Genomic DNA, 19,550 nt, shown 5'->3' with positions numbered 1-19,550 from the left:
ACCGCCGCGGCCGGGGGTGACCGTTGGCTCATGCGCGTGGTAGTTGATCTCACCAAGTGTCAGGGCTACGCCCAGTGCGCGTTCCTCGCGCCGTCGTCGTTCCAGATGCAGGGCGACGAGGCCCTCATGTACGACCCGTCCCCCGCCGAGGACCAGCGCGAACGCGTCCACCGGGCCGCGGCCGCCTGCCCCGTGCAGGCGATCCAGATCGACCGGCTGTCGGTGCAGGACATGCCGCCGGTGCACGTCGAGGACCGCCCGAACCGCATCGTGATCGTCGGCGCGTCCCTCGCCGGGCTGCGCGCCGCCGAGGCGCTGCGGGAGGAGGGGTTCACCGGGTCGCTGACCCTCGTCGACTGCGAGGACTGCGAACCGTACGACCGGCCGCCGCTGTCGAAGCAGGCGCTCAGCGGCCGGGTCGCGCCGCACGGGACCGCGCTGCCGCACCGCGGCGACCTCGACGCCACCTGGCGGCTCGGCGTCACCGCCGTCGGCCTGGACCTCGCCGAACGCCGGGTCCGCCTGGACGACAACACGTCCGTGCCGTTCGACCGGCTGCTGATCACCACCGGTGTCCGGGCCCGGCCGTGGCCCGACCCGGTCGAGGCGGCGCTGGACGGCATGTTCGTGCTGCGCACCCGCGACGACGCCATGCACCTGCACGAACGCCTCGCGGCCATCGCCCCGTACGGCGCCGCCGCCCACCTCAGCACCGTGCCGCCGCCGGCCGGCGACCCCGACCGGCCCTCCGGCCCGGCGCCGCGGGTGCTGGTCATCGGGGCCGGGTTCGCCGGTTCCGAGGTCGCCTCCACCTGCCGGTCGATGGGCCTGGACGTCATCGTCGCGGAGGCCGCCGCGACGCCCCTCGCCGGCGCGCTCGGCGGGGTCATCGGTGCCGTCGCCGCCGACCTGCAGCGGGAGCACGGCGTCGACCTGCGCTGCGGGGTCACCGTCGAGGCGATCGAGGGCGACCCCGACGGGCGGGTCCGCCGGGCCCGCTTCTCCGACGGCACCCAGGCCGACGTCGCCGTCGTCGTCGCCGCGCTCGGCGGGGTCCGCAACGTCGAGTGGCTCCGCGACTCGGGTCTCGCGGTCGGCCCGTGGGGGCTCGCCTGCGACGCCGGCTGCCGCGCCTTCGACGTCAACGGGCTCGTCCTCGACGACGTGTTCGTCGCCGGCGACGTGGCCCGGGCACCGAACGCGATGTTCGGCTACCAGTTCCTGGCCCTGGAGCACTGGGCCAACGCGGTCGCCCAGGCCGAGGTCGCCGCGCACAACATGGTCAGCGACGAGTCGGACCGCTGGCCGCACCTGCACATGCCGACGTTCTGGTCGCTGCAGTTCGGCACCAACATCAAGGCCGTCGGCGTGCCCACGTTCGCCGATGAGGTCGTCGTCACCCAGGGCTCGGTGGAGCAACGCCGCTTCGCCGCCGCGTACGGGTACAAGGGCCGGCTGACCGGCGCGGTCACCTTCAACCACGGCAAGTGGCTGCCGTTCTACGAGCGGCTGATCGAGCAGGCCGCGCCGTTCCCGCCCCGGTTCACCACCGTGGACCAGCCGGAGACGATGGTGCCGGTGGCCGCCGACGTGCCGGACCCGAAGTTCCTGGCCCGCGACGCGACGGTCGTGGTCACCGGGCACGATCCCAGCTCCCGGTCCGCGGCGTTCGTCGGGGGGACCCGATGACGATCTCCGTCGGCTCCGTCTTCGGCGCGGTCCTGGACCCGGTGAACCGGCACGACCCGTATCCGCTGTACACGTCGCTGCGGCGGACCCCCGTCGGCCGGGAACCCGACGGCACCTGGCTGGTGACCACGTTCCAGGAGATCTCCGCGCTGCTGCACGACCCGAGGGTCAGCTCCGCGTACGACCCGTCCACCGACCCGATCGGGCTGGTGCCGAGCTTCCTGCGGACCGACCCGCCCGAGCACGACCGGCTGCGCCGCCTCGCCACCCGGCAGTTCGGCCCGCCGCACCGCCCGACGCTCGTCGCCGACCTGCAGCAGTCCTTCGAGGGCATCGTCGACCGGCTCGTCGCGGACCTGCCGGCCTCCACCGCGGACCTCGTCGACCAGTTCGCCTACCCGCTGCCGGTCCTCGTCATCTGCGAGCTGCTGGGGGTGCCCCTGGCCGACGAGCCCCGCTTCAAGGCGTGGATCGACGAGGCCCTCGCCACCGCCGAGCATCCACGGCAGTCGGCGGCGTTCCGCGAGCTCGCCGACTACCTCGGCGACCTCGTCGACGCCGACCCGGAGCCGGGCCTGCTGCGCGCCCTCGCCAACGACGACGGCCCCGACGGCCGCCTCACCCGCGACGAACTGGTCAGCACCGCGCTGCTGCTGCTCATCGCCGGCCACGAGACGACCGTCAACCTGATCGCCAACTCGTCGCTGCTCCTGCTGCGCCAGCCGCGCTGGCTGGACCGGATCCTCGACGACCCGGCGTTCGTGGTCCCCTTCGTCGAGGAGGTGCTGCGCTGGGACCCGCCGGTGCAGTTCCTGCCGTGGCGCACCGCGCTCGACGACATCCCGATCGGCGGCACCACCATCCCGGCGGGTGCCTCGATCACCCTGGTCCTCGCCGCCGGCAACCGCGACCCGGGCCACGTCAGCGACCCGGACCGCTTCGACCCGGACCGCCGCCCGGTGCAGCACCTCGGCTTCGGCGACGGCATCCACTACTGTTTCGGCGCGCCCATGGCCCGCCTGGAGGCGCAGGTGGCGCTGCGGGCCCTCGCCCCGGTCCTGGCCCGGGCCCGCCTCCTGGAGGACCCGCCGGAATACCGCCCGAGCGCGGTCCTGCGCGGCCCCCGCCACCTGCGCGTCGCCCTGGACTGACGGCTGACTGACGGCCGGCTGACGGCCGGTGGCCGCTCAGGCGGCCACCGGCGCCGGCTCGGCCACCGGCGCCTCCCGGCGTGGGGGCAGCGCCCGGGCCAGGAGACCGTACCCGGCGAGGAGCAGCAGCGGGCTGAGCACCGACAGCGGACCGACCCCGACGGCGAGGAACGCCACCACCCCGAGCCCGGTCAGCACCGGCACCCACCAGCGGACCAGGCCGTCGGCGGCCGCGCCGATCGGCACCGCGATCAGCCCGAGCAGGCTCAGCAGCATCGCCGGGACCGCCCAGCCGACCGTGAACAGCGCGTAGCCACCGAACGTGTCGCCGACCTTCACGGCGGCGTCCTCCGGCACCGTGAGGCGCACCGCCAGGTCGCTGTAGTCGCCGACCATCAGCCCGCTGAAGTGCATCAGCGCGAACGCCGTGACCGCCGCCGCGACGGTCGTGAACCGCCGGCCGCGCCGCATCAGCAGCAGCATCCCCGGCACGAACAGCAGCCACGCCACGTGCAGCAGCCACGCGCTCGCCTGCGCCAGCCCCGGCTGCCGCACCGCCGCCGCGACGTCCGGCGTCAGGCCCGGCACGGTCAGCAGGCCCGCCCCGAAGACCACCGGCGCGGCGACCAGGCCGAAGCGCCCGACCCGGTCCTGGAACACGCCGAACGTCGCCGGTTCGGCCGGCGTGCGGAACCGGCCGACCTCCCACCCCGCGATCGTGTACGCGACGACCATCACCACCGGGCCGGCGAGGTTGACCGGCAGCGGGGAGATCGCGAACTGCAGGTACAGCACCGAGCCGAGCAGCGCCGCGCCCGCCGTCCACCACGAGATGACCTTCGCGTACGCCGCCGTGACCGGGGTCAGCAGCAGCGCGACGGCCCAGCCGGCGAGGCCCGGCACCTGCCAGCCCCACACCGCCCAGCCCATCCCCTGGAACGTCGCGTCGACCCGCGCCACGTCGCCGTCGGGCAGTGTCTGCTCCATCGCGAGCAGCGCCAGGTCGTACGCCATCAACGCGGCGAACGTCACCAGCCCGAACACGACCGCGCACCAGGTGATCCGGGCCAGCACCGCACCCCGCCGCCGGATCGGCGCGAGCAGCCCCAGGAACGCCGGCGCGAACAGCAGCCACGACCAGTGCAGCAGCAGCGAGTGCCACTGGGTCGCGTCCGGGTGCGCCCGGTAGACGCCGGTGCCCTGCGCGTCGCCCAGGGCGGGGTCGACGGCGGTCGCGACGGCGAGGACGGCCGGCGCCAGGAAGAGCAGGAAACGCAAAAGAAAGAGCCGCATCTGGTACCCCTGATTCGAAGTCGGACCGGCACCGTACGGACCCGCGGGCGCACCGGTCGCCCGCACCGCGACGGAACCTCCATCCCCCGCGAGGGGGACGCCCCGTCATCCGCCGGACGGGCTCACCCACCCCGGATCAGCCTCTACGGTCAGCGGGTGAACATGAGCCGGACGGACCTCGGGCTGGCGGGCGCGTTCGTGGCGTTCGCGCTGACGGAGGAGGTGGTCGCGCACCAGCCGGGCAGCTGGTGGCCGTTCGTCCTCGCCGCGTTCGTCCCGCTCGTCGCCCTGCGCCGGGCCGCCCCGCTCACCGCGCTGCTCGCCAACTGCGTCGCCGGCCTCAAGTACTGGTATCCGGACCAGATCGTCAACTACCGCCTCTGGCAGCTCGCCGCGATGATCATCGCCGCTTACACGGTCGGCCGGCACGTGCCGCTCCTCGGCGCCGCCGGCTGGCCCGCCCGCACCCGCGGCGTCGCCGGCCTGGTCCTCGCCGTCGCCACCGGAACGGCCTTCTGGCAGGTCGACCCGGTCGACCCGATGGGCGCGTTCTTCTTCCCCGTCGCCCCGTGGATCCTCGGCGCCGCCTTCGCCGTCCAGCACCGGCAGAGCAGCGACGCCGCCGCGGCCCGCGCCGCGATCCGCGAGCAACGGGTCCGCGAGGCGGTCATGGAGGAACGCGTCCGTATCGCCCGCGAGCTGCACGACATGGTCGCGCACAGCGTCACCGTCATGGTGATCCAGGCCGGCGTGGTCCGCCGCCGCCTCGACGCCGGCCTCACCGTCGAGACGGACCTGCTGCGCAGCGTCGAGTCCTCGGGCCGCGACGCCGTCGGCGAGCTGCGCCGCACCCTGGGCCTGCTGCGCGGCGACACCGGCACCACGGCCGGCTCCACCATCGTCCCGGTCGGCCTGGACCGCCTCGACGAGCTGCTCGCCCAGGTCCGCGAGGCCGGCCTGACCGTCGACTTCCGGCGCGAGGGCACCCCGGTCACGCTGCTGCCCGCGGCGGACCTGTCGGCGTATCGCATCGTCCAGGAAGCCCTCACCAACGTCCTCAAGCACGCCGGCCCCGCCGCCGTCACCGTCGAACTGCGCTACGCCGGAGACGGCGTGCACCTGTCGGTCGTCGACTCCGGCGGCCGCGCCGTCGTCCCCGTGCCCGGCACCGGCCAGGGCCTGATCGGCATGCGCGAACGCGCCACCCTCTTCGGCGGCGACCTCGACGCCGGCCCCCGCCCCGGCGGCGGCTTCGCCGTGCACGCCCGCCTCCCCCTGCTGGTGGCGTCGTGACCCCGGTGCATTCCCTGTCGCGGATCAGCGTCGTCATCGCCGACGACCAGCGCATGGTCCGGGCCGGCCTGCGCATGGTCATCGAGACCGAGCCGGACATGCAGGTCATCGGCGAGGCCGGCGACGGCGTCGACGCGGTCGCCCTGACTCGCCGCCTGCGCCCCGACGTGGTCCTCATGGACATCGCCATGCCCCGCCAGGACGGCCTCACCGCGACCCGCGCCCTCCTCGCCGCCCCGAACCCGCCCCGCGTCATCGTGCTCACCACGTTCGACACCGATGACAACCTGTACGAGGCGCTCCGCGCCGGTGCCAGCGGCTTCCTGCTGAAGGTCTCCTCCCCGGAGCACCTCATCACCGCGATCCGCGTGGTCGCCGCCGGTGAGGCCCTGCTCGACCCGGCGGTCACGACCCGGGTCATCGCCTCCTACGCCGGCACCCCGGGCCCGCAGCCGCCCCCGGAGCTCGCCGACCTCACCCCACGCGAGACCGACGTCCTGCGCCTCATGGCGCGCGGCCGGTCCAACGGCGAGATCGCGGCCGCCCTCACGGTCGGCGAGGCCACGGTGAAGACCCACGTGGCCCGCGTCCTGATGAAACTCGCCCTCCGCGACCGCGTCCAGGCCGTCGTCTACGCCTACGAGTCAGGCCTGATCCGCCCGGGCCAGTAATCCTGCGACAGGGGGTGGGGTGGCGTCCCGGCAAGCGGACACGGGACGAGCGGCGGGAAGCCATCGAAAGTCGACGCCGGGGAGGGCGGCGACAGGGTCTGCGTCCTACTCAGGGTCGGCGCTGATCCGCTGCTGGCGGAGTTCAGGGACATGCCTGGCGATGGTTTCGAAGTCGCCGTCCTCGTGCAGGACCGCGAGTTTGAGCCGGATCGCGGTTGCCGCGATCACCAGATCCGCCACGGACACGCCCTGATAGGCGCTCGGCAAAATCAGTTCGTGCCGAATGGCCTTGGTCAGAGACCAGATGCCGTCGGGAACGGCCGCCCACGGGTACAGCGCAAGAATGCGCTCTTCAACGGCAAGGTAGGTCTTCGCGTCAGCGATTGACAGCATCTCGGCGAGAACCGGCTCACACACCGCGATCAGCCCACGTTCGGCCAGATCGTCCCATGCCGCCGCGACCTGGTTCCGCTGAAGCCGGACAAGTGCACTGGTGTCGACGAGGTACCTCATGTGTCCACCTCGTCAAGCGCGTCGTAGTTGAACGCACCCTCGTCTGACATTCGTCGCAGGTCCTGCAGCGCCTGCCTGCGGCGGGCGCGTTGCTGGTCGACGAACTCCCGGAGGGCTTCGTTGATCGCTTCGTTGCGTGATGACGTGCCCAAGTGTCGCTGTGCCTCCTCGAGCAGTTCCTCGTCGATCGCCGGTTCGTCCCCGGCGGCCGTCTCGGCGTCTGCCTTGATGACGGTTTCGGTCATGTTCCACCTCCTCTCCGAACACTAGTCCACCATGTGGCCACACGGCAATTAGTGCGGTGCGGTCCTTCCCGACCAGCTTACGAGCAAGACATCAGACAGCGATCGGCACCGCGAAGACCGGGAACGGCGGCGGTTCCGGAGCCGGCTCGGCGGTGGCCGGGGAGAGCTCCTCCCACAGCACAACGCCGGGGTGCCTGTCGGCGGCGATCAGGGCGACCACCGCGTCCGGCCGCTCGAGCACCACGTGCCGCCCACCGAACGGCAACTCGTCCGGCGGCACGGAGCGCAGCGCGCAGCGGAGCTGGCCGGCCTGCCCGTCGTGCCAGGCGTAGAAGGTGACCGGTCCCGGTCCGGCGCCGAAGCGGACCCGCAGCCGCCGGCCGACCTCCTCCAGCGCCGCGGCCACCGCCGCCGGATCGACCGGCTCGTCGGGAACCCCGAACCACACGGTGTTGGCGTGCCACTCCGCGGCGGGGTCGTCCGGGGTCAGCCGCAGCGGCTCGTCCAGGAACGACCGCACCAGCGCGGCAAGAGCCTCGGACACGTGGCTCCTCACGACACAGAAGGGCGGGAGCCGTCCGGCCCCCGCCCCGCGCGTCGATGGTCAGGCTTCGACGAGCGCCATGACCTCGTCGGAGATGTCGAAGTTGGCGTACACGTTCTGCACGTCGTCGCAGTCGTCCAGGGCGTCGATGAGCTTGAAGACCTTGCGGGCGCCCTCTTCGTCCAGGGGGACGGTCACGCTGGGGACGAAGGAGGAGTCGGCGGACTCGTAGTCGATGCCGGCGTCCTGCAGGGCGGTGCGGACGGGCACGAGGTCGGTGGCCTCGCTGATGACCTCGAAGGCCTCGCCGAGGTCGTTGACCTCTTCGGCGCCGGCGTCCAGGACGGCGAGGAGCAGGTCGTCCTCGGTCAGCTCGCCGGCCTTGGGCACGATGATGACACCCTTCCGGGTGAACATGTACGAGACGCTGCCGGCGTCGGCGAGGTTGCCGCCGTTGCGGGTGAGCGCGACCCGGACCTCGGTCGCCGCGCGGTTGCGGTTGTCGGTGAGGCATTCGATGAGGATCGCCACGCCGCTGGGGCCGTAGCCCTCATACATGGCGGTCTGCCAGTCGGCGCCGCCGCCGATCTGGCCCGAGCCGCGCTTGACCGCGTTGTTGATGTTGTCGTTGGGCACGGAGTTCTTCTTCGCCTTCTGGATGGCGTCGAAGAGCGTGGGGTTGCCGTTGACGTCGCCGCCGCCGGTGCGGGCGGCGACCTCGACGTTCTTGATCAGGCGGGCGAAGAGCTTGCCGCGCTTGGCGTCGATGACCGCCTTCTTGTGCTTGGTCGTCGCCCATTTTGAGTGCCCGGACATGGCCTAACCCTCCGTCGTCTGGCCCGCCTCACGCGCCATCTCCACGAAGTACCGATGAACTCGGAGGTCGCCGGTGAGCTCGGGATGGAAGGCGGTCGCGAGCAGGTGCTGCTGCCGAACCGCGACAATCCTACCGGCGGCCGGTCCGGCGGTCACACGCCCCAGCACCCGCACGTCCGGTCCGACCTCTTCGACCCAGGGCGCGCGGATGAAGACGGCGGAGAACGGGCCGCCGTCGATGTCGGAAATGTCCACGGAGCCTTCGAACGAGTCGACCTGCCGGCCGAAGGCGTTGCGCCGGACGGTCATGTCGATCCCGCCGAAGGGCACCTGGTCGGCGCGGCCGTCCAGGATCGTGCCGGCCAGCATGATCATGCCGGCGCAGGAGCCGTAGGTGGGCATGCCGCCGGCGATCCGCTTGCGCAGCGGCTCGGTCATGCCGAACTCGAGCGCCAGCTTGCTCATCGCCGTCGACTCGCCGCCGGGGATGACCAGCGCGTCCACGGAGTCGAGCTCGTCGGGGCGGCGCACCGGACGGGCGATGACGTCCAGCTCGGCCAGGGCGTGCAGGTGTTCGCGGGTATCGCCCTGCAGGGCGAGCACACCGATGATCATGCCGGCGGTCACCAGCCGCGCTCGGCGAGACGGTGCGGCTGCGGGATCTCCTCGACGTTGATGCCGACCATGGCCTCACCGAGGCCGCGGGAGACCTTGGCGAGGACGTCGGGGTCGTCGTGGAAGGTGACGGCCTTGACGATGGCGGCGGCGCGCTGCTCGGGGTTGCCGGACTTGAAGATGCCGGAGCCGACGAAGACACCCTCGGCGCCGAGCTGCATCATCATCGCGGCGTCGGCCGGGGTGGCGATGCCGCCGGCGGTGAACAGCACGACCGGCAGCTTGCCCGTCTCGGCGATCTCCTTGACCAGCTCGAACGGTGCCTGGAGCTCCTTGGCGGCGACGAACAGCTCGTCCTCGGGCAGGGACGTCAGCCGGCGGATCTCGCCGCGGATCTTGCGCATGTGGGTGGTGGCGTTGGAGACGTCGCCGGTGCCGGCCTCACCCTTGGAGCGGATCATGGCGGCGCCCTCGGTGATGCGGCGCAGGGCCTCGCCGAGGTTGGTGGCGCCGCAGACGAACGGCACGGTGAAGGCCCACTTGTCGATGTGGTTGCTGTAGTCGGCCGGGGTGAGGACCTCGGACTCGTCGACGTAGTCGACGCCGAGCGCCTGCAGGACCTGGGCCTCGACGAAGTGGCCGATGCGGGCCTTCGCCATGACGGGGATCGAGACGGCGGCGATGATGCCGTCGATCATGTCGGGGTCGCTCATCCGGGAGACCCCGCCCTGCGCGCGGATGTCGGCGGGGACGCGCTCCAGGGCCATGACGGCGACGGCGCCGGCGTCCTCGGCGATCTTTGCCTGCTCGGGGGTGACGACGTCCATGATGACGCCACCCTTGAGCATCTCTGCCATGCCCCGCTTCACGCGCGCGGTGCCGGTGACTGACGTGCTGGTGGTGGGCGACTCGGACACGACGGAGCACTCCTAACAGGGGTGAGCGGGATTCACCCTCAGTTTACGCCCGCGGGTGGGCTGCGTCCGACGTCCAATGGCAACCCCGCGGCCCACGAATCAGGACAGCGACGGGTCGTCGACGTCGAAGTACGCCGGCCGCGGGTGTTTGCGCGCCAGCCGGAACAGCCGCACCAAGAGCCGCCGCCGCACCGCCAGGGCGTCGCGGACCACGTCGTTGTGCACCTGCCGGGCGAGCGCCACCCGGCGGCTGACCTGCACGAGCCCGCTGAGCTCCGGCTCCGGCACGGCCGCGTCCTCGTGCGCGTCGCGCAGGTGCCGGGTCAGGTCGTTCTCGGCGACCTCACGGTCCTCGGGCTGGGCGTCCACGGCGATGCGGGCCGCGTAGACGAGGGTGGGCAGCTGCGCGGCCTCGGCCAGGGAGACCGCGACGACCGCGCGCCGCAGCAGGTGGGCGTCGAGGGTGGCGTAGGCCGCGACCGCCCGCGCGTGCAGCCGGTCGACGCGGGCCGCGAGCCAGGTGAGATAGGTGGCCACCAGGACCACCACCGCCACCACCGTGATCACCCACCACACAGGGCGGAAGCCTACGGTACGCGCAGCGGTCACCCGGACCGGCCGGGCGGCCTACGGGACGGGCTGCTCCACCACCGCGCCCGCGACCTCGATCACCGTGGAGTAGACCTCGAGGACGCGTTCGGCGACGACGGGCCAGTCGTAGGCGGCGACGACTTCGGTCGCCCTGGCGGCGAGGGCGGCCCGCCGGGTGGGGTCGTCGAGCAGCCCACCGATCGTCGAGGCCAGGGCCGCGCTGTCGCCGACGGGGAAGAGCGCGCCGGCCCGGCCGCCGTCCAGGACCCGCCGGAAGGCGTCGAGGTCGCTGGCCACGACGGTGGTGCCGGCCGACATCGCCTCGGTGAGGATCATCCCGAAGGACTCGCCGCCGGTGTTGGGCGCGATGTACAGGTCGACGCTGCGCAGCATCCGCGCCTTGTCCTCCTCGGACACCTTCCCGAGGAACACGATCCGATCCCTATAAGGCGAAATGTCCGGAAAATCGGCCATCACCTCGTCGACGTCACCCGGACCGGCGACCAGCAGCCGCAGGTCGGGCCGCGAGCGTGCCAGCGTCGCGAACGCCTGCAGCAGGAACGGGAATCCCTTCCGCGGCTCGGTGAACCGCCCGAGGAACCCGAGCGTCCCACCCGGACCCGGCCACCCCGGCAGCGGCACGGCGGTCCGGTACCGCGACACCTGCACGCCGTTCGGGATCTCCCACGCGCTGCCGCCGAGGTGCTCGACCTGCACCTTGCGCGCCAGCTCGCTCACCGCGATCCGCCCGGTGATCTTCTCCAGGACCAGCTGGAGCAGCCCCTGCGCGGCCGCGAGGGCCCGGGAGCGGGTCATCGCGGTGTGGAACGTGGCGACCACCGGCCCGCGCGCCGACAGCACCGCGAGCATCGACAGGCTCGGGATGAGCGGCTCGTGCACGTGCAGCACGTCGAACCGGCCCGCCGCCATCCAGCGCCGGACCCGGGTCGCGGAGATGAGGCCGAACGACACCCGGGCGACCGAGCCGTTGTACGGCACCGGCACCGCCCGGCCGGCCGGCACGACGTAGGGCTGCTCGCCGCTCTCCTCGTCGCCGGGTGCCAGGACGCTGACGTGGTGGCCGAGCGCGATGAGCGTCTCCGCCAGGTCGCGGACGTGGTTCTGCACCCCGCCGGGCACGTCGAACGAGTACGGGCACACGATCCCGATACGCAACACGCCTCCTACGCCGGGTTCACGACGGCTGGGTCCGCGGCGGCGGGGGTGTCGATCCAGAGCCGCTGCAGCATGTGCCAGTCCTGCGGGTTGCGGGCGATGCCCTCGGCCAGGCCGTCCGCGATCCGCTGGGTGAGCAGCCGGACCCGCACGTCCAGGGCCCCCTCGCCAGCCCCCGGCAGCGGGATCGGCCCTTCGAGGCGACCGGCGGCCGCGTCCGGGTCGAACCACATCGACACCACGTAGAGCGGCGCGCCGGTGCGCAGCGCGAGCAGCGCCGGACCGGCCGGCATCCTGGTCCGGCCGCCGAAGAAGTCGACCTCGACACCCCTGGCGGTCAGGTCCCGGTCGGCGAGCAGCGGCACCACGTAACCGGCTCGCAGGCGCTCCTCCAGCACGTCGAACGCGGGCCGGTCGCCGCCGGTCGTCGGCAGGATCTCCATACCCAGCGAGCGCCGGAAATTCAGGAACCGCCGGTAGGCGCTCTCCGGCTTGAGCCGCTCGGCCACCGTCACGATCGGCCACCCGTTCGCGGCGACCCACGCGCCGGCCGCGTCCCAGTTGCCGGCGTGCGGCAGGGCGATGACCGCGCCGACCTTGTCCGCGACGTGCTGGCCGAGCAGCTCGCCGCGCTCCAGCCGGAACCCCGCCAGGTGCTGCGCCCTGGAGCGGCCCGGCAGCCCCAGCGCGTCCAGGTAGTAGCGCGCGTAGGACCGCAGCCCACGCCGGACCAGGTCGGCGAGCTCCGCGTCGCTGACCGCGGGACCGACCACCCGTCGCAGGTTGGACGCGAGCCGCACGGTGCCCTTGCCACCGGTTCCGCCGCGGTACCGGCGGGCGCCGTGCGCCGCGGCGGCCGCGAAGAGCGGCCACACCACGGACCGCGGCAGCTTCGGGATGAGCGTGAAGGCGGCTCCGTAGCCGAGTTCCGCCAGGTTCACAGACTGTCCCGATCGCCGGAGGAGGATGCGGCGGCGGCGATCTCGCCGGCCTGCCGGTACACGTGCGACATCCGCTGCCAGATGGTGATCACCGACAACAGCACCAGCAGCCACAGCGCCGCCTCCATGCCGTACTTCACGTCGAAGCCGAACAGCAGGCCGCCGATGCCGACGAGGATGAGCCGCTCGGTCCGCTCGGCCAGCCCGACGTTGGCGGTCATGCCCAGGCCCTCCGCGCGGGCCTTCACGTAGGACACGACCTGCCCCGTCAGCAGGCACAGCAGCGCCGCGGCGCACTCGCGCAGCTGCCCCTGCGAGGCGAACCAGAACGCCACGGAACCGAAGATGGCGCCGTCGGAGACGCGGTCCATGGTCGAGTCGAGCAGGGCGCCGAACTTGTTGCTGACGCCGAGCTGCCGGGCCATGGCCCCGTCGAGCATGTCGGTGAGGCAGCTCACGGTGACGATAACGAGCGCGATGACCATGTGGCCACGCGTGGCGAAGCCGACGCTGCCGATGAGCACGCCGACCGTGCCGGCGACGGTCACCGCATTAGGGGTGATCTTGGCGCGCAGCAATGCGGCCGCGACGGGGCTGACGATGCGGGCCAGTCCGGCCTTGATGTCTACGCTGAGGATCTTCGCCATGGCGCTCCCACGATAACGGCGGCGGAGCTTGCCGGATACCTGCGCGTGGGCCTGCTCACGGTGCTTGAGTAAACCGTATGGCGCCGGTGGGGTACGTCGGGCTTGTGTCGGTGATGGTTCGGGTGTGGGATCGGTGAACAGGTCGTGACTGTGAGACTGCTCACAGCTGGCAGGACGGGAGGCGCGTGATGGCGCAGAAGGTCCAGGAGAAGGGTGTCGCCGGCCCGGTGCCGGCGGTTGATGACCCCGGCAGGGTACGCAACGTGGTCGTCGTCGGGCACTCCGGCGCCGGGAAGACCACCCTCGTGGAGGCGCTGCTCGCGGCGACCGCGACGATCGGGCGGACCGGCACGGTGGCCGACGGCACCACGGTGACCGACCACGATCCGGCGGCGGTGCGGCAGCAGCGGTCGGTGACGCTGTCGTGCGCCCCGCTCGTGCACGACGGGATCAAGGTCAACCTGCTCGACACCCCCGGCTACGCCGACTTCGTCGGGGAGCTGCGCGCCGGCCTGCGGGCCGCGGACGCGGCGCTGTTCGTCGTGTCGTCGGTGGACGGCGTGGACGCCGCCACCGCGGCGCTGTGGGAGGAGTGCGCCGCCGTCGGGATGCCCCGTGCGGTCGCCGTCACCCGCCTCGACCACCCACGGGCCGACTTCCAGGACACCCTCGACCACTGTCAGGACGTGTTCGGCGACAACGTGCTGCCGCTGTACCTGCCGATGCTCGGCGACGACGGCGCGGCGGTGGAAGGGCTGATCGGCCTGATCACCCACCGGATCTTCGACTACTCCGCGGGCTACCCGCCGGTGGTCCGCGACCCGGAGCCGCAGCACCTGCCGGCGATCGAGGAGTCGCACAACAGCCTCCTCGAGGGCATCATCGCCGAGAGCGAGGACGAGACGCTCATGGAGCGCTACGTCAGCGGCGAGATCATCGAGACGTCGGTCATCATCGAGGACCTGGAGAAGGCCGTCGCCCGCGGCACCTTCTACCCCGTCGTGCCCGTCTGCGCCCAGACCGGCCTCGGCATCGACGCCCTCCTCGAGGTGCTGACCAGCGGATTCCCGTCGCCCCTGGAGCACGTGGTGCCGCCCGTCACCGACGTCGACGGCAACCCGCACGCCCCGCTGCGCTGCGACCCCGCCGGTCCGCTGATCGCCGAGGTGGTCAAGACGACGATCGACCCGTACGTCGGCCGGGTCTCCCTCGTGCGGGTCTTCTCCGGCACGCTGCGCCCCGACCACCCGGTGCACATCTCCGGGCACGGCATGGCCGAACGCGGCCACCCCGACCACGACGCCGACGAGCGCTTCGCGCACCTGTTCTCCCCGCTCGGCGCGACCCTGCGCGAGGTGCCGTACGCGGTCGCCGGCGACATCGTCGCGATCACCAAGTCGACGACGGCCGAGACCGGGGACACGATCTCCGGCAAGGACGACCCGATGCTCATGGCGCCCTGGGAGATGCCGGAGCCGCTGCTGCCGATCGCGATCGTCGCCAAGACCCGCTCCGACGAGGACGCCCTCGCCAAGAACCTCGGCCGGCTCGTCGCCGGCGACCCGACGCTGCGCCTGGAACGCAACGCCGAGACCCATCAGCTGGTGCTGTGGTGCATGGGCGAGGCGCACGCCGACGTGGTGCTGGACCGGCTGCGCACCGGCGGCGTCGAACTGGACACCGAGCCGGTGAAGGTGGCGCTGCGCGAGACGTTCGCCGCGCCCAGCCACGGCCACGGCCGGCACGTGAAGCAGTCCGGCGGCCACGGCCAGTACGCGGTCTGCGACATCAAGGTCGAGCCGCTGCCGCGCGGCACCGGCTTCGAGTTCGTCGACAAGATCGTCGGCGGGGTCGTCCCGCACAACTACATCCCGTCGGTGGAGAAGGGCGTCCGCCACCAGATGGAGCGCGGCATGGTCGCCGGTTACCCCGTCGTCGACGTGCGGGTCACCCTGGTCGACGGCAAGGCCCACTCCGTCGACTCGTCCGACGCGGCCTTCCAGACCGCCGGCGCCCTGGCCCTGCGCGAGGCCGCCGAGCAGGGCCAGACGACGCTGCTCGAGCCGATCGACGAGGTCACCATCCGGGTCCCCGACGAGTTCGTCGGCGCGGTGATGAGCGACCTGTCCGGCCGTCGCGGCCGGGTCCTGGGCAACGAGCCGGACCCCGCCGGGCAGGAGCGGACCCTGGTCCGCGCCGAGGTCCCCGCGACCGAGCTGGTCCGCTACGCGGTCGAGCTGCGGGCGATGACGTCGGGCTCGGGCACGTTCAGCCGGGCCTTCGCCCGGCACGACCCGATGCCGGCGCACCTGGCCGACGCGGTGAAGAAGGAGCACGCCGCGACCCGGTGATCAGCCCGGTGATCACCGCGGTGATCACCGTGGAGGGTCTGGCTGGATCTCCCGGTCCAGCCAGACCTGGTCGCGCAGCTCGATGCCGTCGACCATGATGCCCTCCGGATACCCCCTCGCCGGGGTGAACACGTCCCGCTCGACCGACCGGAACCGGAACCCCTGCCGCTGGTAGAAGCGCAGGTTGCCGACGTCGGCGGCACCGGTCGCGACGAGGATCGTGCCGCCGCCCTCCGCCCGTACCAACGCCGCGGCCGCCGAGATGAGCGCGGCACCGACACCGGACCCGCGCCGCCGCGGCACGACCGCCATGTTCTTGATCTCCAGGCCGACCAGCTGGAGGTGGCCCACGACGTGCCCGCCGTCCGGCGCCGTTTCCAGCGCCACCAGGACCCGGCCCTGGTCCAGGTAACCGTCGAGGAGCTCGGCGGAGTCCTCGGCCAGCTCGAACGACCACCGCAGCGCGGCCCGGTCGCCGCCGTACAGGTCCACTCGCATGACCCAGACCCTCGCAGGTCCGCCTAGACTGCGCGGCATGATTTTCTCGCGGGGCAGGAAGCAGGACCCGATCGTCGAGTTCTGGGCCTGGTGGCCGACGATCCGCCCCGCCGTCGTCGCCGCCATCGCCGGCGGTGGCTGGGGTTCGATCGCCGAGGACGTCAGCAAGCGGGTCGCCGCGATCCACAAGGAGCTCGCGTGGGAGTTCAGCGCTGGCCGTGAGTCCCGGCACGCGCTGGTCGTCTCCCCCTCCGGCAACGCCGAGCTGCGGGCCGTCGCCGCCCGCTGGGCCGCTCTCGCGCCCGCCGCCGACCCCGAGTTCGAATACCACACCAGCCGCCAGCCGGACCATTCGACGCTCACCGCGACGATCGAGATCGGCGGCGGCGTGAAGCTCGACATGTCGCAGCTGCGGTTCGCGTTCCAGCGCGACGACGGCGCCGCCGCGATCGACGTCGTCGGCTACCACCCCATGTTCCGCAAGCTGCAGGAGACCGTCCGGGGGCAGGTGACGTTCCTGGCGCTCGACTGGCTCCTCGGCGAGGAGGGCGTCGAGACGTGGGTCGGCGCGGTCGAGTTCGCGGCCGACGAGCCCGCCGGCGCCCGGGACCCGCTCGACCTCGTCGCCGCCGTCGACACGCTGCGGGAGGAGTACCGCGAGCCGCAGTGGGTCATCATGCGGGCCACCCCGCCGGGCGCGCCGATGATCCTCGCGCTCGCCGTGCGGCCGCTGCGGTCGGTGCGCTGGCCCCGCTTCGACACGCACGTCCCGGTGTCGCTGCCGTTTCCGCACCGCACCGACGAAGGGCTGCCGGACACCGCCTCCCTGGAGGCGCTGCGGGACTTCGAGGACGGTCCCCTCGCCGCGGCGCTGCACGGCGACGGCGAGCTCGTCGCCCACGAGAGCAGCGACGGCGTGCGGACCCTGCACTACTACGTCGACGGCACCACCAGCGCGGGCGCGGACCTCGCCGCCGCGGCGGCCACCTGGCAGCTCGGCCGGGCGCAGGTGGGGCGCGCCCACGACCCCGGGTTCGAGGCCGTGGCGCACCTGTCCTGACGCTTCAGTCCCAGACGGAGGCCAGGAGCTTCCGGGTGTCGGTGAGCAGCTGCGGCAGGACCTTGGTCCGGCCGACGACGGGCATGAAGTTGGTGTCGCCGCCCCACCTCGGCACGATGTGCTGGTGCAGGTGGGCGGCGATGCCGGCACCGGCCACCGACCCCTGGTTCATGCCCAGGTTGAACCCGTGGGCGCCGCTGGCCCGGCGGATCACCCGCATCGCGGTCTGCGTGAACGTCGCCAGCTCCACCGTCTCCCCCGGGGTGAGGTCGGTGTAGTCGGCCACGTGCCGATACGGGCAGACCATCAGGTGCCCCGGGTTGTACGGGTACAGGTTGAGCACCGCGAACACGAGCTCACCCCGCGCCACGACGAGGCTTTCCTCGTCCGGCAGGCCGGGCGCCCGGCAGAACGGGCACCCGGTCGGCTCGTCGTGGTCGCCGGCCCGGTCCTCCTTGATGTAGGCCATCCGGTGCGGCGTCCACAACCGTTCCAGATCATCCGGGGTGCCCGTCATGCCGCTGAGGGTCCCACATTCGTGCGGGAACGGACGACCTCCACCACGTGCGCCACGGCGTCGTCGAGGGCGACCCCGTTGCGCTGCGAGCCGTCCCGGTAGCGGAACGACACGGTGCCGCCGCTGACGTCGTCGTCGCCGGCGATCGCCATGAACGGGATCTTCTGCTGCTGCGCGGTGCGGATCTTCTTCTGCATCCGCTCGTCGGAGTGGTCGACCTCGACCCGGATGCCCTCCTTGCGCAGCCGCGCGGCGAACTCGGCGAGGTAGTCGCCGTGATCGGCGCGGACCGGGATGCCCACCACCTGCACCGGGGCCAGCCACGCCGGGAACGCGCCCGCGTAGTGCTCGGTGAGCACACCGAAGAACCGTTCGATCGAGCCGAACAGCGCCCGGTGGATCATCACCGGCTGCTGCCGGGTGCCGTCGGAGGCCTGGTACTCCAGCTCGAACCGCTTCGGCTGGTTGAAGTCGACCTGGATCGTGGACATCTGCCAGGTGCGGCCGATCGCGTCGCGGGCCTGCACGGAGATCTTCGGGCCGTAGAACGCGGCGCCGCCCGGGTCGGGCACCAGCTCCAGGCCGGAGTCGATGGCCGCCGCGCGCAGCGCCTCGGTGGCCTCGTCCCAGTCGGCCTGCTCACCGATGAACTTCGGCGAGTCGTCGCGGGTCGACAGCTCCAGGTAGAAGTCGGGCAGGCCGTAGTCGCGCAGCAGGTTGAGCACGAACTGCAGCAGCCCGCGCAGCTCGCCCGGCATCTGCTCCTTGGTGCAGTAGATGTGCGAGTCGTCCTGCGTCAGGCCGCGCACCCGGGTGAGGCCGTGGACCACGCCGGACTTCTCGTAGCGGTACACCGTGCCGAACTCGAACATGCGCAGCGGCAGCTCACGGTAGGACCGGCCGCGGGCCCGGAAGATGAGGTTGTGCATCGGGCAGTTCATCGCCTTCAGGTAGTACTCCGCGCCCTCCATCTCCATCGGCGGGAACATGGTGTCGGCGTAGTACGGCAGGTGGCCCGACGTCTGGAACAGGTGCGCCTTGCTGATGTGCGGCGTGTTGACGAACTCGTAGCCGGCCTCCTCGTGCCGCTGGCGCGAGTACGCCTCCATCTCCCGGCGGATGATGCCGCCCTTGGGGTGGAAGACCGCGAGGCCGGAGCCGATCTCGTCGGGGAAGCTGAACAGGTCCAGGTCGGCGCCGAGCTTGCGGTGGTCCCGGCGGGCCGCCTCCTCGAGCAGCTTCTGGTATTCCTTGAGCGCGTCGCGGGTCGGCCAGGCGGTCCCATACACCCGCTGGAGCTGCGGGTTCTTCTCCGAGCCGCGCCAGTAGGCGGCGGCGACGCGGGTGAGCTTGAACGCCTGGATCATCCGGGTCGTCGGCAGGTGCGGCCCCCGGCACAGGTCCGACCAGCAGACCTTGTCCGACTGGGCGTCGAGGTTGTCGTAGATCGTCAGCTCGCCGCCGCCGACCTCCATGACCTCGCTCTGGTCGACATCCGATTTCACGTCGACGAGCTCCAGCTTGAACGGCTCGTCCTTGAGCTCGGCCTTGGCCTGCTCGACCGAGTCGAACCGGCGGCGGCGGAACCGCTGACCCGACTTGATGATCTCCTGCATGCGCTTCTCGAGCTTGTCCAGGTCATCGGGGTGGAACGGCTTGTCGACCTGGAAGTCGTAGTAGAAGCCGTGCTCGATCGGCGGGCCGATGCCGAGCTTCGCCTCGGGGAACAGGTCCTGGACGGCCTGGGCGAGCACGTGCGCGGTCGAGTGGCGCAGCACGTTGAGCCCGTCGGGTGAGGACAGGTCGACCGCTTCGACCTCGGTGTCCTGCTCCGGCGTCCAGTCGAGGTCGCGCAGCCGTCCACCGTCTTCCCGGACCACGACGATCGCCTTGGGCCCGCTGGTCGGCAGCCCGGCCTCGGCGACCGCGGCACCGGCGGTCGTGCCGGCCGCGATCACGAGGGTGTTCGAGCGCACTGTGGACACGGTCTGCTCCCAAGCGTGAAGAGGTCTGATTCCTCCA

Annotated in this window: 20 protein-coding genes; 6 read left to right on the top strand and 14 right to left on the bottom strand. The window is 72.1% G+C overall.

The annotated features are described in order from the left end of the window. Positions 1-30 precede the first annotated feature (30 nt). Together Dsi01nite_RS31415 and Dsi01nite_RS31410 are read left to right on the top strand one after the other, a co-directional pair. Complete coding sequence (locus Dsi01nite_RS31415) at positions 31-1,689, top strand: FAD-dependent oxidoreductase (RefSeq protein ID WP_203849928.1); 1,659 nt, start codon at positions 31-33, stop codon at positions 1,687-1,689. Continuing rightward, entirely contained in the window at positions 1,686-2,840 is a 1,155-nt protein-coding gene (locus tag Dsi01nite_RS31410; RefSeq protein ID WP_203849927.1) for a cytochrome P450, read from the top strand. The genes Dsi01nite_RS31415 and Dsi01nite_RS31410 overlap by 4 nt, the downstream gene beginning before the upstream one ends. A gap of 36 nt (positions 2,841-2,876) precedes the next feature. Here Dsi01nite_RS31410 and Dsi01nite_RS31405 read toward each other — a convergent pair whose 3' ends face one another. Beyond that, complete coding sequence (locus tag Dsi01nite_RS31405) at positions 2,877-4,133, bottom strand: hypothetical protein (RefSeq protein ID WP_203849926.1); 1,257 nt, start codon at positions 4,131-4,133, stop codon at positions 2,877-2,879. Positions 4,134-4,295: 162 nt separating this feature from the next. Here Dsi01nite_RS31405 and Dsi01nite_RS31400 point away from each other — a divergent pair, with 162 nt between their 5' ends. Together Dsi01nite_RS31400 and Dsi01nite_RS31395 are read left to right on the top strand one after the other, a co-directional pair. Continuing rightward, the gene (locus Dsi01nite_RS31400; protein WP_239136310.1) at positions 4,296-5,426 is read left to right on the top strand and encodes a sensor histidine kinase; all 1,131 of its coding nucleotides are present in this window, start codon (positions 4,296-4,298) and stop codon (positions 5,424-5,426) included. Beyond that, positions 5,423-6,097 (top strand): response regulator, encoded by a 675-nt coding sequence (locus Dsi01nite_RS31395; protein ID WP_203849924.1) that lies wholly within the window; start codon positions 5,423-5,425, stop codon positions 6,095-6,097. Before Dsi01nite_RS31400 ends, Dsi01nite_RS31395 begins: the two co-directional genes overlap by 4 nt. A 105-nt stretch (positions 6,098-6,202) precedes the next feature. Here Dsi01nite_RS31395 and Dsi01nite_RS31390 read toward each other — a convergent pair whose 3' ends face one another. The 10 genes from Dsi01nite_RS31390 to pgsA form a co-directional block, all read right to left on the bottom strand. Continuing rightward, a complete protein-coding gene (locus Dsi01nite_RS31390; protein WP_203849923.1) occupies positions 6,203-6,610 on the bottom strand; it encodes a PIN domain-containing protein in 408 nt (135 codons plus the stop codon). After that, positions 6,607-6,855, bottom strand: coding sequence for a type II toxin-antitoxin system VapB family antitoxin (locus Dsi01nite_RS31385; protein WP_203849922.1), 249 nt, complete (start codon positions 6,853-6,855; stop codon positions 6,607-6,609). The genes Dsi01nite_RS31390 and Dsi01nite_RS31385 overlap by 4 nt, the downstream gene beginning before the upstream one ends. 91 nt (positions 6,856-6,946) lie before the next feature. Further along, positions 6,947-7,399 carry a hypothetical protein gene (locus Dsi01nite_RS31380; protein WP_203849921.1) on the bottom strand — a complete coding sequence of 151 codons (453 nt, stop codon included), beginning with the start codon at positions 7,397-7,399 and terminating at the stop codon, positions 6,947-6,949. Between the two features lie 60 nt (positions 7,400-7,459). Beyond that, the gene (locus Dsi01nite_RS31375; RefSeq protein WP_203849920.1) at positions 7,460-8,215 is read right to left on the bottom strand and encodes a YebC/PmpR family DNA-binding transcriptional regulator; all 756 of its coding nucleotides are present in this window, start codon (positions 8,213-8,215) and stop codon (positions 7,460-7,462) included. Positions 8,216-8,218: 3 nt separating this feature from the next. Then, the gene (pdxT, locus tag Dsi01nite_RS31370) at positions 8,219-8,830 is read right to left on the bottom strand and encodes a pyridoxal 5'-phosphate synthase glutaminase subunit PdxT (RefSeq protein WP_203849919.1); all 612 of its coding nucleotides are present in this window, start codon (positions 8,828-8,830) and stop codon (positions 8,219-8,221) included. An 8-nt stretch (positions 8,831-8,838) separates the two neighbouring features. Next, entirely contained in the window at positions 8,839-9,747 is a 909-nt protein-coding gene (pdxS, locus tag Dsi01nite_RS31365) for a pyridoxal 5'-phosphate synthase lyase subunit PdxS (protein ID WP_203849918.1), read from the bottom strand. A gap of 99 nt (positions 9,748-9,846) precedes the next feature. Further along, on the bottom strand, positions 9,847-10,323 hold the full coding sequence (locus Dsi01nite_RS31360; protein WP_203849917.1) for a hypothetical protein: 477 nt from the start codon (positions 10,321-10,323) through the stop codon (positions 9,847-9,849). Between the two features lie 51 nt (positions 10,324-10,374). Continuing rightward, positions 10,375-11,514 (bottom strand): glycosyltransferase family 4 protein, encoded by a 1,140-nt coding sequence (locus Dsi01nite_RS31355; RefSeq protein WP_203849916.1) that lies wholly within the window; start codon positions 11,512-11,514, stop codon positions 10,375-10,377. 8 nt (positions 11,515-11,522) lie between these two features. Next, a complete protein-coding gene (locus Dsi01nite_RS31350; RefSeq protein WP_203849915.1) occupies positions 11,523-12,455 on the bottom strand; it encodes a phosphatidylinositol mannoside acyltransferase in 933 nt (310 codons plus the stop codon). Then, entirely contained in the window at positions 12,452-13,102 is a 651-nt protein-coding gene (pgsA, locus tag Dsi01nite_RS31345; protein ID WP_203849914.1) for a phosphatidylinositol phosphate synthase, read from the bottom strand. Before pgsA ends, Dsi01nite_RS31350 begins: the two co-directional genes overlap by 4 nt. Positions 13,103-13,290: 188 nt before the next feature. On the opposite strand from pgsA, the gene Dsi01nite_RS31340 reads away from it, so the two are divergent. Further along, positions 13,291-15,453, top strand: a complete 2,163-nt coding sequence (locus Dsi01nite_RS31340; RefSeq protein WP_203849913.1) for an elongation factor G-like protein EF-G2 — start codon at positions 13,291-13,293, stop codon at positions 15,451-15,453. Between the two features lie 24 nt (positions 15,454-15,477). Here Dsi01nite_RS31340 and Dsi01nite_RS31335 read toward each other — a convergent pair whose 3' ends face one another. Next, on the bottom strand, positions 15,478-15,951 hold the full coding sequence (locus Dsi01nite_RS31335) for a GNAT family N-acetyltransferase (protein WP_203849912.1): 474 nt from the start codon (positions 15,949-15,951) through the stop codon (positions 15,478-15,480). A 37-nt stretch (positions 15,952-15,988) separates the two neighbouring features. Here Dsi01nite_RS31335 and Dsi01nite_RS31330 point away from each other — a divergent pair, with 37 nt between their 5' ends. After that, complete coding sequence (locus tag Dsi01nite_RS31330) at positions 15,989-17,011, top strand: DUF695 domain-containing protein (protein WP_203849911.1); 1,023 nt, start codon at positions 15,989-15,991, stop codon at positions 17,009-17,011. A 4-nt stretch (positions 17,012-17,015) separates the two neighbouring features. On the opposite strand, the gene Dsi01nite_RS31325 is transcribed toward Dsi01nite_RS31330, so the two are convergent. Together Dsi01nite_RS31325 and thrS are read right to left on the bottom strand one after the other, a co-directional pair. Beyond that, positions 17,016-17,528: an HIT family protein gene (locus tag Dsi01nite_RS31325; RefSeq protein ID WP_203849910.1), complete on the bottom strand. Its 513-nt coding sequence runs from the start codon at positions 17,526-17,528 to the stop codon at positions 17,016-17,018. Then, positions 17,525-19,513, bottom strand: a complete 1,989-nt coding sequence (thrS, locus tag Dsi01nite_RS31320; protein WP_239136308.1) for a threonine--tRNA ligase — start codon at positions 19,511-19,513, stop codon at positions 17,525-17,527. Before thrS ends, Dsi01nite_RS31325 begins: the two co-directional genes overlap by 4 nt. Between the last annotated feature and the right edge of the window lie 37 nt (positions 19,514-19,550).

Source organism: Dactylosporangium siamense (assembly GCF_016862795.1).
GTDB classification, from domain to species: Bacteria; Actinomycetota; Actinomycetes; order Mycobacteriales; family Micromonosporaceae; genus Dactylosporangium; species Dactylosporangium siamense.
This window is presented reverse-complemented; position numbering and strand designations above follow the sequence as displayed.

Coding starts and splice junctions, on each gene's coding strand:
- Dsi01nite_RS31415 (WP_203849928.1), top strand. CDS start 31: ATGCGCGTGGTAGTTGATCTCACCAAGTGTCAGGGCTACGCCCAGTGC.
- Dsi01nite_RS31335 (WP_203849912.1), bottom strand. CDS start 15,951: ATGCGAGTGGACCTGTACGGCGGCGACCGGGCCGCGCTGCGGTGGTCG.
- Dsi01nite_RS31330 (WP_203849911.1), top strand. CDS start 15,989: ATGATTTTCTCGCGGGGCAGGAAGCAGGACCCGATCGTCGAGTTCTGG.
- Dsi01nite_RS31340 (WP_203849913.1), top strand. CDS start 13,291: ATGGCGCAGAAGGTCCAGGAGAAGGGTGTCGCCGGCCCGGTGCCGGCG.
- Dsi01nite_RS31385 (WP_203849922.1), bottom strand. CDS start 6,855: ATGACCGAAACCGTCATCAAGGCAGACGCCGAGACGGCCGCCGGGGAC.
- Dsi01nite_RS31375 (WP_203849920.1), bottom strand. CDS start 8,215: ATGTCCGGGCACTCAAAATGGGCGACGACCAAGCACAAGAAGGCGGTC.
- Dsi01nite_RS31390 (WP_203849923.1), bottom strand. CDS start 6,610: ATGAGGTACCTCGTCGACACCAGTGCACTTGTCCGGCTTCAGCGGAAC.
- Dsi01nite_RS31400 (WP_239136310.1), top strand. CDS start 4,296: ATGAGCCGGACGGACCTCGGGCTGGCGGGCGCGTTCGTGGCGTTCGCG.
- Dsi01nite_RS31410 (WP_203849927.1), top strand. CDS start 1,686: ATGACGATCTCCGTCGGCTCCGTCTTCGGCGCGGTCCTGGACCCGGTG.
- Dsi01nite_RS31325 (WP_203849910.1), bottom strand. CDS start 17,528: ATGACGGGCACCCCGGATGATCTGGAACGGTTGTGGACGCCGCACCGG.
- pdxT (WP_203849919.1), bottom strand. CDS start 8,830: ATGATCATCGGTGTGCTCGCCCTGCAGGGCGATACCCGCGAACACCTG.
- pgsA (WP_203849914.1), bottom strand. CDS start 13,102: ATGGCGAAGATCCTCAGCGTAGACATCAAGGCCGGACTGGCCCGCATC.
- Dsi01nite_RS31405 (WP_203849926.1), bottom strand. CDS start 4,133: ATGCGGCTCTTTCTTTTGCGTTTCCTGCTCTTCCTGGCGCCGGCCGTC.